16 protein-coding genes are annotated in these 15,491 nt (G+C 69.2%); all 16 read right to left on the reverse strand.

All coding sequences use genetic code 11. The features are described from left to right. Positions 1 to 36 precede the first annotated feature (36 nt). The gene (gene lepB / locus MJQ72_RS28890) at positions 37 to 966 is read right to left on the reverse strand and encodes a signal peptidase I (protein WP_240594233.1); all 930 of its coding nucleotides are present in this window, start codon (positions 964 to 966) and stop codon (positions 37 to 39) included. Between the two features lie 31 nt (positions 967 to 997). Continuing rightward, positions 998 to 1,366: a 50S ribosomal protein L19 gene (gene rplS, locus MJQ72_RS28895; RefSeq protein WP_063271552.1), complete on the reverse strand. Its 369-nt coding sequence runs from the start codon at positions 1,364 to 1,366 to the stop codon at positions 998 to 1,000. Between the two features lie 160 nt (positions 1,367 to 1,526). Then, entirely contained in the window at positions 1,527 to 2,291 is a 765-nt protein-coding gene (trmD, locus tag MJQ72_RS28900; protein WP_240594234.1) for a tRNA (guanosine(37)-N1)-methyltransferase TrmD, read from the reverse strand. Continuing rightward, a complete protein-coding gene (gene rimM / locus MJQ72_RS28905) occupies positions 2,291 to 2,803 on the reverse strand; it encodes a ribosome maturation factor RimM (RefSeq protein ID WP_037342315.1) in 513 nt (170 codons plus the stop codon). The genes trmD and rimM overlap by 1 nt, the downstream gene beginning before the upstream one ends. Positions 2,804 to 2,819: 16 nt before the next feature. Then, the gene (locus tag MJQ72_RS28910) at positions 2,820 to 3,059 is read right to left on the reverse strand and encodes an RNA-binding protein (protein WP_003103110.1); all 240 of its coding nucleotides are present in this window, start codon (positions 3,057 to 3,059) and stop codon (positions 2,820 to 2,822) included. After that, positions 3,056 to 3,502, reverse strand: a complete 447-nt coding sequence (gene rpsP, locus MJQ72_RS28915; RefSeq protein WP_240594235.1) for a 30S ribosomal protein S16 — start codon at positions 3,500 to 3,502, stop codon at positions 3,056 to 3,058. Before rpsP ends, MJQ72_RS28910 begins: the two co-directional genes overlap by 4 nt. A 195-nt stretch (positions 3,503 to 3,697) precedes the next feature. Next, on the reverse strand, positions 3,698 to 4,516 hold the full coding sequence (locus MJQ72_RS28920; RefSeq protein ID WP_240594236.1) for a CPBP family intramembrane glutamic endopeptidase: 819 nt from the start codon (positions 4,514 to 4,516) through the stop codon (positions 3,698 to 3,700). Positions 4,517 to 4,573: 57 nt separating this feature from the next. Further along, positions 4,574 to 5,323: a CPBP family intramembrane glutamic endopeptidase gene (locus MJQ72_RS28925; protein WP_240601446.1), complete on the reverse strand. Its 750-nt coding sequence runs from the start codon at positions 5,321 to 5,323 to the stop codon at positions 4,574 to 4,576. Positions 5,324 to 5,453: 130 nt separating this feature from the next. Continuing rightward, positions 5,454 to 6,527, reverse strand: a complete 1,074-nt coding sequence (locus tag MJQ72_RS28930) for an amidohydrolase family protein (RefSeq protein WP_240594237.1) — start codon at positions 6,525 to 6,527, stop codon at positions 5,454 to 5,456. Positions 6,528 to 6,530: 3 nt separating this feature from the next. Then, on the reverse strand, positions 6,531 to 8,072 hold the full coding sequence (gene ffh / locus MJQ72_RS28935) for a signal recognition particle protein (RefSeq protein ID WP_063271547.1): 1,542 nt from the start codon (positions 8,070 to 8,072) through the stop codon (positions 6,531 to 6,533). A gap of 78 nt (positions 8,073 to 8,150) precedes the next feature. After that, entirely contained in the window at positions 8,151 to 9,707 is a 1,557-nt protein-coding gene (locus tag MJQ72_RS28940) for a pentapeptide repeat-containing protein (protein ID WP_240594238.1), read from the reverse strand. A gap of 306 nt (positions 9,708 to 10,013) precedes the next feature. Further along, the gene (locus MJQ72_RS28945) at positions 10,014 to 10,862 is read right to left on the reverse strand and encodes a Ku protein (protein ID WP_240594239.1); all 849 of its coding nucleotides are present in this window, start codon (positions 10,860 to 10,862) and stop codon (positions 10,014 to 10,016) included. Positions 10,863 to 10,912: 50 nt separating this feature from the next. Then, a complete protein-coding gene (locus MJQ72_RS28950) occupies positions 10,913 to 11,326 on the reverse strand; it encodes a hypothetical protein (RefSeq protein WP_315860764.1) in 414 nt (137 codons plus the stop codon). 49 nt (positions 11,327 to 11,375) lie between these two features. After that, on the reverse strand, positions 11,376 to 13,691 hold the full coding sequence (locus MJQ72_RS28955) for a [protein-PII] uridylyltransferase (protein ID WP_240594241.1): 2,316 nt from the start codon (positions 13,689 to 13,691) through the stop codon (positions 11,376 to 11,378). A gap of 10 nt (positions 13,692 to 13,701) precedes the next feature. Further along, positions 13,702 to 14,040: a P-II family nitrogen regulator gene (locus MJQ72_RS28960; RefSeq protein ID WP_038509839.1), complete on the reverse strand. Its 339-nt coding sequence runs from the start codon at positions 14,038 to 14,040 to the stop codon at positions 13,702 to 13,704. Continuing rightward, entirely contained in the window at positions 14,037 to 15,431 is a 1,395-nt protein-coding gene (locus MJQ72_RS28965) for an ammonium transporter (RefSeq protein WP_240594242.1), read from the reverse strand. Before MJQ72_RS28965 ends, MJQ72_RS28960 begins: the two co-directional genes overlap by 4 nt. Positions 15,432 to 15,491: the final 60 nt, after the last annotated feature.

Raw genomic sequence — 15,491 nt, forward strand, 5'->3', positions numbered from 1 at the left:
TCGGCCGGTGTGAGCGGTACAGGAACTCTCAAGGCCTTACCGCCTCCGGTCGACCGCCTTGCGCACTCCGGCCGACATCCGCCTGCCGAGGAAGAGCACGGGCCACGCCGCGGCGATACCGACTCCCAAGGGGAGCCCCTGCTGCCAAGCCGGGGCGCCGAGCGCCAGCGGCTGAGCGTTCGCCTGCGGGTTGTGGTCCGAAACGCCACCCCAGCGGCCGGGCGGGAGCACGATGACCCGTGCCTTGCCGATGATGTTGTCCACCGGGACTGCGCCGTTGACCCCACCGCCACCCTGGATACGGGAGTCGCTGGAGTTGTTGCGGTTGTCGCCCATCACCCAGACGTAGCCGGCGGGCACCTTGACCGGCTCGAACGTCCGCTCGGTGGGGGCCATGCCCTCTTCCCAGTGGACGTACGGCTCGTCGAGTGCCTTGCCGTCGACGACGACGCGGTTGTTGTCGCAGCACTGGACCGTCTGGCCGCCGACCGCGATGATCCGCTTGACGAAGTCGCGCTCGTCCGGTGGCGCGAACCCGATCAGGGAACCCAGCGTGCGGAATCCGGTGACGAAGATGTTGCTGGACTCCGGCGTGTCGATCTCGCCGACCCAGGCGGGCGGCCCCTTGAAGACCACCACGTCGCCCGGGCTGGGATCGGTGAAGTCGTACGTGATCCGGTCGACCAGGATGCGGTCGCCCGTGCATCCCGAGCAGCCGTGCAAAGTGGTCTCCATCGACCCCGACGGGATCATGTAGACCTTGGCGAGGAACTGCTGGATCAAGATCGTCAGCACGAGCGCGACGACGATCAGGATCGGCAGTTCCTTCCAGAACGACCGCTTCTTGTTGACCTTGCCGAATTTCTTGGAGCCGGATCGGCCCCGGCGGGAGGCCCGGGTGGGGCGCTCCTCTTCGGGGCGATCGGGCTCGTCTTCGGAGGTGTTCTGGGACACGGGTTCGACCACGACGCCAGGTTACCTGTAACCGTGCGGCTACCTACTTGGCGGAGGCCGTCTCGCGGTTTTCGCGGCGTTCCTTGATCTTGGCGGCCTTGCCGCGCAGCTCGCGGAGGTAGTACAGCTTCGCCCGGCGGACGTCGCCGCGCTTGAAGACCTCGACCTCGGCGATGTTCGGCGAGTGCACCGGGAAGGTGCGCTCCACGCCGATGCCGAACGACACCTTGCGGACCGTGAAGGTCTCGCGGATGCCGCCGCCCTGGCGACGCAGCACGACGCCCTGGAAGATCTGGTTGCGCTCGCGGTTGCCCTCGATGACGCGGACGTGAACCTTGAGCGTGTCGCCCGGTCGGAAGTCCGGGATGTCGGAACGCAGTGACTGCGCGTCCAGCGCGTCCAGGGTGTTCATCGGTGGTCCGTCCTCGTCTTCGTATGGCTTACGTGCAGCTTGGGCGCGCAGTGTCGGGCACTGCGACCTACCCGGGGGCTGATGGCGTTCCGGTGTACGGCGCCGGCTGCGAAGCCGCGCGTCCACTCACGCCAACCTGTCAAGTATTGCAGACCAGGTCTCAGGCGTTTGACCCGGCCTGGCCGGTGCCCTCGTCCAACCGTTCGAGGACCCCGAGATCGTGCTTGTCGAGACTACCCTCCGGCAGCAGGCCGATCAGTTCGGGCCTGCGCCGGGCGGTGCGTTCCAGCGCCTGGTCGCGGCGCCAGCGGTCGATCAGCGCGTGGTTTCCCGAGCGCAGGACGTCCGGTACGGCCAGCTCGCGCCAGACCTCCGGGCGGGTGTAGCTGGGGCCTTCGAGGAGGCCGTCGGAGAACGAGTCCTCCTCCGCGGAGCGGGCGTTGCCGAGGACTCCGGGCAGCAGCCGGACGACCGCCTCGACCATCACCAGCACCGCGGCCTCGCCGCCGACCAGCACGTAGTCGCCGATGGAGACCTCGTCGACGGGCATCCGCCGCGCGGCGTCGTCGATCACCCGCTGGTCGATGCCCTCGTAGCGGCCGCAGGCGAACACCAGGTGTTCCTCCGCGGCGTACTGGTGGGCCATGGCCTGGGTGAACGGCCGCCCGGCGGGGGTCGGGACCACGAGGCGGGTGTTCTCGCCGCAGACGTCGTCCAGGGCGGGGCCCCAGATCTGCGGTTTCATCACCATGCCGGGCCCGCCGCCGTACGGGGCGTCGTCGACGGCGCGGTGGACGTCGTGCGTCCAGTCCCGCAGGTCGTGGACGCCGACCTCGATGAGGCCGCGGTCGATCGCGCGCCCGAGCAGCGCGGCGCGGAGCGGGTCGAGGTATTCGGGGAAGATCGTGACGACGTCGAGGCGCATCAGGCGTCCAGCAGGCCTTCCGGCGGGTCGAGGACCACGCGGCCGCCCGCGACGTCGACGGCGGGGACGATCGCCTTCACGAACGGCACCAGTACTTCACGTCCGTCGTGTTCGATCGACAGGAGTTCCCCGGCCGGCGAATGCACGATTTCGAGCACCTTGCCGACGACGGTGCCGTCGGCGAGTTCGGCCCGGAGGCCTTCGAGTTCGTGGTCGTAGAACTCGTCGGGGTCTTCGGTCGGCGGCAGCGTCGAGGTGTCGGCGATCAGCAGCGCGCCGCGGAGGGTCTCCGCGACGTCCCTGGTCAGCACCTCTTCGAAACGCACCAGCAGCCGCCCGCTGTGTTCGCGGGCGGCTGCGATGGTGAGGTCTCTGCTGCTGCCGTCACGCAGCTTCGTCGTGACGGCCGAACCGACCGCGAACCGCTGTTCCGGCGAGTCCGTGCGCACGTCCACCGCGAGTTCCCCGCGGATTCCGTGCGCCTTGGCGATCCGGCCGACTACGACGTCCATCCCGTTCAGTCCTTGGTCAGCGATCGGTGTCGACGACGTCCACGCGGACGCCGCGGCCACCGATGCCGCCCATGACGGTGCGCAGGGCGGTCGCGGTACGACCGCCCCGGCCGATCACCTTGCCGAGATCGTCGGGGTGCACGTGCACCTCGAGCGTGCGGCCACGGCGCGTGGTCAGCAGCTCGACCCGGACCTCGTCCGGGTTGTCGACGATCCCGCGCACCAGGTGCTCGAGGGAGTCAGCGAGGAAGCTCACGCCTCGGCCTTGTCACCCTCGGCGGCTTCGGCCTTCTCGGCCTCGGCCTTCTTCGGGGCGGACTTCTTCTTCGGCGTGGTGGCCTCGGCGGAGGGCTCTTCGCCGGCGGCGGCGAGCGCGGCGTTGAAGAGGTCCTGCTTCGACGGCTTCGGCTCGGCGACCTTCAGGGTGCCCTCGGCGCCCGGCAGGCCCTTGAACTTCTGCCAGTCACCGGTGATCTCGAGGATGCGCTGGACCGGCTCGGTCGGCTGGGCGCCGACGGACAGCCAGTGCTGGGCGCGGTCGGAGTTCACCTCGATGAGGCTCGGCTCCTCCTTGGGGTGGTACTTGCCGATCGTCTCGATGGCCTTGCCATCACGGCGGGTGCGCGCGTCGGCGACGATGATGCGGTAGTACGGCGCACGGATCTTGCCGAGACGCTGCAGCTTGATCTTGACGGCCACGGGTGTGGGTACTCCTCAGTTCTCTCTGATGCATGTGGAAGGCGCACGCCAGCCGAGTGGGGACACGGCTGCGCACACCCGAAGGGTGAGCTCGGGCGCGGTGAGAGGGTCCGGCCAAAGCAGGCAAGCGAACATTCTGCCAGAGAGCTGTGTGCATGCATGCACGTGGGTTGCTTGCGTGCATGCACGCGGCTGTCAGAACGCGGCTATCCCGAGCGAGGCGAGCAGGATCGTCACGGCCGGGAGGAAGTTGTTCACCTGATGGGCGACGACGCTGCCGAGCAGCCGCCCGGTGAACACCCTGGCCAGCCCGATCGGGATCGCGATCACCAGCAGCAACGTGGTGCGCAGCGGTTCGAGGTGGCTCGCCGCGAAAACCGCCGTGGAGACGAGGAACGCCGCGATCCTCCCCCAGCGTTCGGTGCGCCAGGTCAGCCGCTCCACCGCGCCCCAGAGCAGGCCGCGATAGATGATCTCCTCGCAGATCGGCCCGACCAGCCACAGGTAGATGAACATGACGACGGCGGCCGAGACCGACATCCGCCGGTCCTCGACGAGCGCGGAGATCGCCGAGGTGGCGTTCTCGTTGCCGACGGCCTGCGTCCAGACGTAGGCGGCGAGCGACGTGAACCCGAGCCCGAGCAAGCCGAGTTTGAGCCCGACCTTGACGTCGGCCCAGCTCCAGCCGATCCTCAGGTCGGTGAACGGGCCGTTGCCACGCAGCCGGGTGATCAGCAGCGCGACCCCGGCGGCGATCATCGTCGGCAGCATGGTGCCCAGCAGCACCATGCGCATCGGCAGGGGCTGGCCGGGCTGGACGTCGCCGAGCAGGACGCTGATGAACGCCGCCGACGCCAGCAGGACGGCCTCCACCAGGAGGAAGGCCCCGAATCCCCAGCGATGCGGCGGTGGCGTGTCGGGCGCGGCCACCTCACCTCCGGCAGTGACTTCTCGGGAGAGCTCGTCCGGCGGCGCCGCCTCGGGGATCGGCTCCCTGGGCTGAGATACGGTCACGCCGATCCTCCGGTGATCGTTCGGTTACTCAAAGACTCTAACCGCCTGGACCGGCGATCACCGCGCCGCGAAGAGCAATACAGCCGGTGGGAGGTTGTTGGCCGCGTGCGCGATCACGGAAGCGCTCACCCGGCCGGACAGATAACGGGCGAGACCGATGGCGATGCCCTGGCCGAACAGCGCGATCGTGCGCGCGGCCTCGCCGTGCAGCTGGGCGAACACCAGCGCGGTGACCAGCAGGATCACCCACGAGGGCAGGCGATGGAAGCCCATGGCGTTCCACAGGGTGCCGCGGAAGAGCAGCTCTTCGGTGATCGGAGCGGCGAGGACGACGATGACCGCGGCCAGCACCAGCCAGATCGTGTCGCCTTCGGTGGTGCCCGACAGTTCGGTGATCGGGCCGGGCGAGACGTCGGAGAAGGTCCTGTCGTCGCTGTCGGTCCCGTAGACGGCGAGCAGGAGCAGGTTGAGCAGGTAGCCGGCGGCGAGCGCGGCGGCTCCGCAGGCGAGCCCGATCCGGACGTCGCGCCAGGTCGGTTTGAGCCCGAAATCCGTGCGAAGTCCTTGGCCCCACAGGCGTGAGCCCACCGCCGGGCCGAGTCCGAGCACGAGGGTCGGCAGGAACGCGAGGATCAGCAGCGGGCCGACGTCACGGAGTTCGAGCGGGTCGTAGCCGCCGAAGCGGCCCGACATCAGGAAGCTCATGACGAGCGTGACGAGGTGGTATCCGGCGATTCCCGCGAAGAACGCTACGAATCCCCAGTGCGCTCCGAGCACCAGACGCTCGCGAGCCTGCCCGTCGTCCACCACGCCTCCACGCTAGGTACCGCTCCTGTCACGGATGGAGTCGGGTCAGGGAGCTGAAGGACGCTTTCCCCGCATGTGATGGGGGTAAAGGGCCCTTCACCTCGTGAGATGCGGGGAAAGTCCCCTTCAGCTACGCGTAGATCTTGCCACGCAGGACGATATGGCTCGGATGCCGGAGCACCGCGAGATCCTCACGCGGATCGGAGGGGTAGACGAGCAGATCGGCCGAAGCGCCGTCGACGATTCCCGGCACGCCGAGCCAGTCGCGGGCCGCCCACGAAGCCGAAGCCAGCGCCTGCTCCGCGGACATGCCCGCCTTGTGCAGCGCTTCGATCTCGTCGACGAGCCTGCCGTGCTCGACCATGCCGCCCGCGTCGCTTCCCGCGTACACCTGGACACCCGCCTCGATCGCCGTCGAGACCATCTCCCCCACGCCGGCGTGCAGCGCCCGCATGTGGTCCGCGTACACCGGGTACTTGCCCGCCTTGTCCGCGATACCGGGGAAGTTCTCGATGTTGATGAGGGTCGGCACGAGCGCGATCCCGCGTTCGGCGAGGACGCCCAGCTGGTCCGGCGAGAGCTCCGTGCCGTGTTCGAGGCAGTCGATCCCCGCGGCGATGAGACCGGGCAACGCGGCCTGGCCGAACACGTGCGCCGTCACCTTGGCGCCCTCGGCGTGGGCGACGGCGATGGCCTCGGCGAGGACTTCGTCGGGCCAGAGTGGCGCGAGATCACCGGCGCCCCGGTCGATCCAGTCGCCGACGAGCTTGACCCAGCCGTCGCCGTCGCGGGCCTGTTCGGCGACCGCCTTCGGCAGCTCGGAAGGGTCTTCGAGTTCGATGCCGAGGCCGGGGATGTAGCGCTTGCGCAGGGCGAGGTGCCGTCCGGCGCGGATGATCCGCGGCAGATCGGCCCGCTCCTGCAACGGCCGGATGTCGATCGGCAGCCCGCAGTCGCGGATCAGCAGTGTCCCGGCGTCGCGGTCGGTGATCGCCTGCTCGGTGGCCTCTTCGAGCGTGGTCGCGCCGCCGACCCCGATCCCGGGATGACAGTGCGCGTCGACCAGTCCGGGAACGAGAAAGCCTTCACGGACAACGGTTTCCGCTCCGGCCACCGGTTCGGTCGTGATCCGGCCGCCGGTGACCCACAGCTCGCGGTGCTCGCCGTCAGGTAGGACGACGCCGGCCAGGTGCAGCGCCTCCACGGGCTACTTGTCCTTCGGCAGCTTGAACTTCTTCGGGTCGAACCCGGGTACGTCGTTCATGCCGCCGAGCTGCGAAAGGTCGGGCATGCCGGCTCCCCCGGGCATCCCGCCGCCCGGGGGCAGCATCGGCATGCCGCCGGGGAAGCCGCCGCGGACCTTGGGCTGCGTCGGGCCGCGCCCCTTGCCCTTCTTCCCCTTCTTGCCCTTGCGGTTCTTGCTGCCGCCGCCTCCGCCGCCGAAGCCGAAGCGGCCCGCCATCTGCGCCATCATCTTGCGCGCTTCGAAGAACCGGTTGACCAGGTCGTTGACGTCGCGGACGGCGACACCGGACCCCTTCGAGATCCGCACGCGGCGCGAGGCGTTGATGATCTTCGGGTCGGCCCGCTCGGCGGGGGTCATGCCGCGGATGATCGCCTGCAGCTTGTCGAGCTGCTTGTCGTCGACCTGCGCGAGCTGGTCCTTCATCTGGCCGGCGCCGGGCAGCATGCCGAGCAGGTTGCCGATCGGGCCCATCTTGCGGACCGCGAGCATCTGCTCGAGGAAGTCTTCGAGGGTGAGCTGGCCGCTGCCGAGCTTGGCCGCGGTCTGCTCGGCCTTCTCCTGGTCGAAATGCTGCTCGGCCTGCTCGATGAGGCTGAGCACGTCGCCCATGCCGAGGATCCGGCTGGCCATCCGGTCCGGGTGGAAGAGGTCGAAGTCTTCGAGCTTCTCACCGTTGGAGGCGAACAGGATCGGCTGGCCGGTGACCTGGCGGACCGACAGCGCGGCACCACCGCGGGCGTCACCGTCGAGCTTGGTGAGCACGACACCGGTGAAGCCGACGCCGTCGCGGAACGCCTCGGCCGTGGTGACCGCGTCCTGACCGATCATCGCGTCGACGACGAACAGCGTCTCGTCCGGCGAGACGGCGTCGCGGATGTCCGCGGCCTGCTTCATCAGCTCTTCGTCGACGCCGAGACGGCCGGCGGTGTCGACCAGGACGATGTCGTGCTGGGCGCGTTTGGCCTCGTCGATGGCGCGGCGGGCGACGTCGACCGGGTCTCCGACGCCGTTGCCGGGCTCGGGCGCGAAGACCGCGACACCGGCCCGCTCGCCGACGACCTGCAGCTGCGTGACCGCGTTGGGGCGCTGGAGGTCACAGGCGACCAGCATCGGCGCGTGGCCCTGCTTCTTCAGCCACATCGCGAGCTTGCCCGCGAGCGTCGTCTTACCGGCACCCTGCAGACCCGCGAGCATGATGACCGTCGGCGGGTTCTTCGCGAAGGTGAGCCGCCTGGTCTCGCCGCCGAGGATGGTGACGAGTTCCTCGTTGACGATCTTGATGACCTGCTGCGCCGGGTTCAGCGCGCCGTGCACCTCGGCACCCTTGGCGCGCTCCTTGATCCGGGCGATGAAGTCCTTGACCACAGACAGCGCGACATCCGCCTCGAGCAGCGCGATCCGGATCTCGCGCGCGGTGGCGTCGATGTCGGCGTCCGAGAGCCTGCCCTTGCGAGACAGGGTCTGCAGGGCGGACGTGAGCCGATCGGAGAGGGTGTCGAACACGGGTGTGCACGCTCCAGCTGGGTCGTTGTGGCTTGCCGGTACGAACCGGCGGCTTCCCAGGGTAGTCGGTGTCCGAGGTCAGCGTTTGACGCGGTTGCGGACGGCCAGCAGCGTCAGTCCGAGCAGCAGCGGCCCGAGGACGCGCGTGACCAGCCGCAGGACCTCGCCGAACGGCGTCAGCTCCTTCGGCAGCGACGCCAGTTTCGTCTCCAGCGAAACGGTGCTCTGGGCGACGTAGATCAAGGTGTCACCGAAGGCGGGCGTGGTCTTGAAGCCGCCTAGCCAAATGCTCGTGCTCACGACGGCTATGAGGACCGCCAGGGTCGCGAGGGCCCTGAGGGCGCGAAGGCCGTAGCCGGAGACGAGCCAGTAGAGGTGGAGGATGACGCGCTCGGACCACGGGGTGGCCGGGCTGTGGCGGCGCATCTCCATCTCGCCGTAGTAGAAGTCGGCGGCGCCGGGTTCGTTCTTGCTGTCCTCCTGTGCCTTGCGGAGCTGGCGGTAGAGGTCGGCGATGCGGCGGGGGCCGACCGGCGCGTTCCGGTCTCTTCGCCAGGCACGCTCCTCCGCGAGCACCTGGCGCTTGCGGTACGAGCCGAACCCGCAGTCACCTTCCAGCCGCAGCTTGTCCAGGTGATGCGCGCCGGTGAAAAGACAGCTCGCGAGGTCGATGTCGGTGAACACGACATCCGCGACATCGGTGCCCTCGACGGATTTCACCGACGCGGGCCCCATGACCGTCGATGCCTTGCCGAAGATCGTCCGCTGCAGGCCGGCCGCCGAGTTCGCGCCCAGCCTGAGCGTGACCCCTTCCTCGAACCTGGTCTCGGCGCAGTCCATCGCCGGGGCTTCGGCGGTGACGAGCATCCGTCTGCGGAAGGTCGCACGCCCGAAGATCAGGTGCTCGGCGGTGACCGGCCCGAAGCGCTCGGCCGCCGTGAACTCGGCACCGCGGAAGCGGGCCGTCGCCTCGAATCGCACGCCTTCGAACTTCACGTCTCCGTCGAACCTGGAGTCCTTGAAGCAGGCGTGGTCCTTGAAACGGGACTCCGTGAACGTCGCGGCCCCGTGGAATTTCGCACCGTTGAAGAGGGCGCGGCCGTCGAACAGCAACGAGCCGAAGCCCGCTTCGCCCGCGAATTCCGCTCCGGCGAACGAAACCTGATCGGGGAATCCGTGCGAGAACGACACGTCGGTTTCGAACTTCGCGTTCTCGAAGGAGACACGACCGCCGAATCGCGTCTCGGCGAACGAGGTGTCCTCGAAGGATACGTCCTCGAACGTCACCGAGCCGCCGAACCGGCTGCGAAGAAACGAAGCGCTGTCCCGGAAGCCGGCCTTGTCGAACCTGGCGGCACCTTCGAACGTGGCATCGGTGAAGTCCGCGTCGAAGAACGTGACGTCTTCGAAGACCACGAGACCGTGGAAGCGCGCCCCGGCGAAATCCGCGCGGCCGAACTCCGCGCGACGGCCGTCGATGCTCCCGACGGCGTCGACGAGTCTCCCGACGAGTTCGCCGGAAAGCCCGGTCCCCCGGAGATCGACTTCGGCGCCGAGCGACAGACCGCGGAAGTACTCGTCCTGCCCGCTTCGTTCGAGATGTTCGAGACAGTGATCGAAATCCGGGACGCGCACGCCGCGGCAATCCTCGCGATCGCATGACGGCCAAGCCTCGCCCATGCGTAATTACTAGCGCAAAAAACAGGGCTCCGGGACCGATCGCCCCTCGCAGACCGGTACCGGAGCCCCTACGGAAGGCTCGCCTCCCCGCGAGCCGACCGTAAGCACACTTGGCGAGCTTCGCGGGACTCGGTATCGCCGGACCCCCAGTACCAGGCGATTCGCTGCCCGCGCTCTCTCCGCGCGATGGGCATAACCTTGCCCGGTCACCGTGGGGTCACGGCAGCGTGAAGACCCCCAACTCCCCCTGAGTAGATCTACTCAACTGGTCTTGGCCGACGACGCCGACGACGAAGCCCGCTTCGCCCGCGTCCGCGCCTGGCGGGCCTTGTCCGCCGCTTCGTTGGCCTTCTCGACCGGGCCCTGCTGCAAGGCGGCCAGGAGCCGCGTCACCCCTTCCGCCTGTTCGGCGGCGGTCGGCTGGAGTACGTCGTCGCCGTCCAGCTTGGCCTGGATGAGCGCTTCGAGCGCCTCGCGGTAGCGATCGGTGTACCCGCCGGGGTCGAAATCCCGCGTGAGGTCTTCGATCAGGGAGACCGCGTTCCGCAGTTCCCCGCGCCGCAGGTCGACGTCCTCGTGCAGGAACGGGAAGTCGGGCCGCCGGATCTCGTCGGGCCACAGCATCGTCTCGAGCAGGATCACCTGGTCCCGCACGCGCAGCGCGCCCAGCGTCTCGCGCTGCCGCAAGGTCACCTTCACGATCGCGATCCGCCCGGACTGCTGCAGCGCCTCGCTCAACAGCACGTACGGCTTCGTGCCCGCCGGCTCCGGTTCCAGGTAGTAGCTGCGCGCGAAGTACATCGGGTCGACCTGGTCGGCCGGGGTGAAGCCGACGACATCCATCGACTGGGTGGTCGGCGCGAGCAGCGACGCGAAATCCCCGCTGGTCAGCAGGACGACGTCACCGTTGGGGACGGGATAGCCCTTGGCGATCTCGGCCGCGGGCACCTCGGCGCCGTCGACCTCGCAGACCCACTTCACCCGCACCCTGCCGCCGTCCGGCTCGTGCACCTGGTGGAGGGGGATGTTGTGCTCTTCGGTCGCGCTGTACGCCTTCACCGGAATGGCGTAGGTCCCGAATCCGATCGTGCCTTTCCACACCGCTCGCATGGCCCACCTCCGCCTGGTCAGCGTATCCACGCGCCGAAGCGGCGGAACAGCTACAAACGGGTGTCAGGGGCGACTGAATCGCTCACACATTCGAATGACGGGCGCGATTCGGCGAGCGCCTCGGCCGAACAGTCGACAGCGGTGGCCGCCGCACGGAGCACTTCGGCGACCACCTCGACGTCGACCATCCGGGCGGTGGCCAGCGCGCCTTCGCCTCCTCCTTCGACCCGGCCCGCCATGCCTTCGAGCGCGATGGCGAGCGCCTGCTGGCCCGCGACGAGGTGCCGGACCACTTTGAGCAGCTCGGGCACGGTCGCGGCGGGACCGGACGCGGTGAGGGAGACGGCGAGGTCGTCCGCGCACGCGCGGAGATGGGAGGCGACGACGGTCGGGGGCAGCGTGACACGTTGCGGACCGGGCACGTGCTCACCACCCTCCGGCTCCTTCGGGTCTCGACCGCGCACATCCTGCCACCGCTACCCTCCGCGACTCGCGCGACACCCCGATCCCGGCTCAGGAAGCGGCCGTCAGCAGCGCCGCTTCGACCTTCGACCGCCACGCCTGGTCGACCTGTCCGCTCCGCGGAGCGACGGCGAACGAATCGACGACGGCGCCACCGAGCGTGGCGACCTTCGCCCACCGCACCTCGGCCTCGCACCGGCGCAACGCGCCCGCGACCCGGTACAGCAACCCGATCCGGTTCGCGGCCCGCAGTTCGACGACGACCGTGTCACGCCCGCTGGTCTCGTCGTCGAACCAGATCACCTTCGCCCCGGCCGACGGCGCCTCCCCTCCGCCGTAGTCCCGTTCCTTCGCGGCGAGCCGCTGGGTGAGCGGCAGCGTGCCCGCCACCGCCCGCGCGAACTGCTCCCGCAGCAACGTGACGTCGGGCAGCGAGCCGAACTTCGGTGACGCCGTGAAGACTCCCGCCCGTCCCCCGTCGTGCCCGCGCAGCACCGCCGCGTGGACTTCGAGCGAGTTCAGCGCGAGCACCCCGGCCGCGGGCGCCAGCAGTTCCGCGCGGGCCGGGACGGCGAGCACCACCGTCACCACCTTGCCGGCGGCGGTGATGCGCACCTCGCCGCGGCCGGACGCCACGGCTTCGGCGACGAGCTCCCGTTGTTCGGCACCCATCGGCTCCGGCGGCACGAAACCCTTGCCGTGCAAGGCTTCTTCGCAGCCGGACACCAGTTCGGCGAGCAGGCGCGCCTTCCAGTCCGTCCACACGCCCGGCCCGGTGGCCAGCGAATCCGCCGTCGTCAGGGCGTGCAGCAGTTCCAGCAGGACGAGGTTGTCGTCGAGGGTCTTGGTGACCCGCTGGATGGTGGCGGGATCACTGATGTCCCGCCGCGTCGCGGTGTGCGGCAGCAGCAGGTGATGCCGCACCATCGCCGCCACGAGCGCCGAATCGGCGGGCGGCAAGCCGAGCCGGGCCGCCACCTGAGCGCTGATCTTCGCGCCGAGTTCGGAATGGTCCGCGTCGCGGCCCTTGCCGATGTCGTGCAGCAACGCGCCGATCAGCAGCAGATCCGGCCGCGAGACGGTGGTCGTCAGTTTCGACGCCTCGACCGCGGCCCGGACGAGATGCCGGTCGACGGTCCACGAATGCACCGGCGACCTCGGCGGGAGATCCCGCACCGCACCCCATTCGGGGAACAGCCGCGCCCAGAGGCCCGTGCGGTCCAGCGCCTCCACGGCGTCGACGAGTCCCTCGCCCGCGCCGAGCAGTTCCACCAGCGCCTTGAGGGCGTCGGCGGGCCACGGCGCACGCAGTTCGGGCGCGGTGTCGGCGAGCGCCCGCAGGGTTCCGTGCGCGATGGGCTTGCGGATCCGGGCCGACGCCGCGGCGACCCGCAGCAGCAGGGCCGGATCCTTGGCGGGCAAGGCGTCCCGCGCCAGCGCGACCTCGTTCCCGTGCAGGACGACGCCCTCGTCGAGCGGCGTCCGCGCCGGACGGCGGCCGAACCGCGCCTTCGGTGGTTCCACAGTGGACCGGAGCGCGACGTCGACCGCGTACGCGATGGTCCGCCCGGCGCCGGAAAGCTTGCGCGCCAGCGTGAACCGATCGCCGAAGCCGAGTTCGCCCGCGACCGTCTCGGCCTCCGGCGCGCTGAGGATGTCCCGCTCCCGCCGCAGTTCCCGGCGCAGCTCCGTCCGGACGTCGAGCAGCAGACTCTTGGCCGCCAGCAGTTCCTCGCCGGGCCTGGCCGTCAACTGTGCCGCCGCCAGCGCTTCGAGGACGGCGAAGTCGCGAAGCCCGCCTCGGCCGTGCTTGAGATCCGGCTCGGCGGACTGCGCGATCTCGCCGCTTCGGGCCCAGCGCTGGCGCACCGCGTCCGACAGTTCGCCCATCCGCTTCCGCGCGGTCCTCCGCCACTGGTCCCGCGCCGCGGCGGCCAGCCTCGCGGTGATCTCGGCGTCCCCGGAGATGTGGCGGATGTCGAGCAGCCCCATCGCGGTCCGCAGATCCTCCGACGCCACCTTCAGCGCCTCACCCGGAGTGCGGACCGAGTGATCGAGGCCGATCTTGGCGTCCCACAACGGGTACCAGATCGCGTCGGCGATCTCGCCGACGCGCGAGTTGCCGTTGTGCAGCAACAACAGATCGAGGTCGGAGAAGGGCACCAGTTCGCTGCGCCCGAGGCCGCCGACGGCGGCCAGCGCGACACCGGGTTCAGCGGTGTCGACGCCGGCCGCCGCAGCGCCCTTGCCCAACCAGAATTCGTAGAGGTCGACGCACGCCGCGCGCAACGCGGCCGCCCCTAACCTCCCGTGCCTGCCCTCGAGCAAACGCTCGGTGGCCTTGACCAGCTCACCCCCGTCGGCCATCCCTGACGCCTTATAGGGCGTCCGAGCCGCGTTCGCCGGTACGTACCCGGATGACCGTCTCCACCGGCGTCACCCAGATCTTCCCGTCACCGATCTTGCCGGTGTGGGCGGCCGTGGTGATCGCGTCGAGGACCTTCTCGACATTGGAATCGTCGGTGACGACCTCGACCCGCAGCTTCGCCACGAAGTCCACGGAGTACTCCGCGCCCCGGTAGACCTCGGTGTGGCCCTTCTGCCTGCCGTAGCCCTGTACCTCACTGACCGTCATGCCGAGCACGCCCAGCTGCTCCAGCGAGGAGCGGACGTCGTCGAGCGTGAACGGCTTGACGATCGCGGTGATCAGCTTCATGCCTTGCTCTCCTCGAGTTTCGTGGCCGCGGTTCCGGTGGACGTCTTGACCGGGATGGAGCTCGGCTGGCCGAGGCCGCCGCCCGAACCGGTGAAGTCGTACGCGCTCTCCGCGTGCTGGGCCTCATCGATACCACTGACCTCGTCCTCCGCGCTGACGCGGAATCCGCCGAGCTTCTTGATCACCCAGCCGATGACGAAGGTCAGCACGAACGAGTAGCCGAGGACCACGGCCGCCGCGAGCGCCTGCTTGCCCAGCTGGCCGAGGCCGCCGCCGTAGAACAGGCCGTCGACACCGAGCGAGTTGACGCTGGTGGTGCCGAAGAAGCCGATGAGCAGCGTGCCGACGAGACCACCCACGAGGTGGACGCCGACGACGTCGAGGGAGTCATCGAAACCGAAGCGGAACTTGAGGCTGATCGCCAGGGCGCACAGGGCACCGGCGATGAGGCCGATGGCGATGGCGCCCAGCGGGCTGACGAAACCGGCCGCCGGGGTGATCGCGACGAGACCCGCGACGGCACCGGAGGCGGCGCCGAGGGTGGTCGGCTTGCCGACCTTGATCTGCTCGATGATCAGCCAGCCGAGGATGGCGGCGGCGGTCGCGACGGTGGTGTTAGTGAACGCGACGGCGGCGAGGTCGTTGGCGGCCAGCGACGAACCGGCGTTGAAGCCGTACCAGCCGAACCACAGCAGCGCGGCGCCCAGGAGCACGAACGGCACGTTGTGCGGGCGTCCGGTGCCCTTCGGCCAGCCCTTGCGCTTGCCGAGCACGATCGCCAGCGCCAGGCCCGCCGCACCGGCGTTGATGTGGACGGCGGTACCACCGGCGAAGTCGAGCGCCTTGAGCTGGTTGGCGATCCAGCCACCGACCGAATCCGCGCCGATGAAGCCGTTGAACGAGAACACCCAGTGCGCCACCGGGAAGTACACGATGGTCACCCACACCGCGACGAACAGCGTCCAGCCCCAGAACTTGGCGCGGTCGGCGATGGCTCCGGAGATCAGCGCGGGCGTGATGATCGCGAACATCAGCTGGAACATCACGAAGGCGAACAGCGGCAGCGCGTCCGCGCCGGGCCAGGCGACCTCGGGCGTGGAGCTCGTCGCGGCGGTCGCGAACCCGGCGAGCTTGCCGGAGATGTTCGAGAGCCCGGCGAAGTCGAAGTTACCGAGCAAGCCTCCGCCGATGTCGTTGCCGAACGCCATCGTAAAGCCGTACAGCGTCCAGAGGACACCGACCACGGCCAGCGCGATGAAGTTCATCATCAACATGTTCAAGACGCTCTTCGCGCGGACCATGCCGCCGTAGAAGAACGCCAATCCCGGTGTCATGAGCATGACCAGCGCGGCGCTGATCAACACCCATGCGGTGTCTCCTGCGTTCAGCACAATCGTCCTCCCGTGCCTGGGGTGTACTGCGCAGGAATTTTTGGACCGCGGTGTTTCCTC

It is taken from the genome of Amycolatopsis sp. EV170708-02-1, from assembly GCF_022479115.1.
Taxonomy (GTDB): Bacteria; Actinomycetota; Actinomycetes; order Mycobacteriales; family Pseudonocardiaceae; genus Amycolatopsis.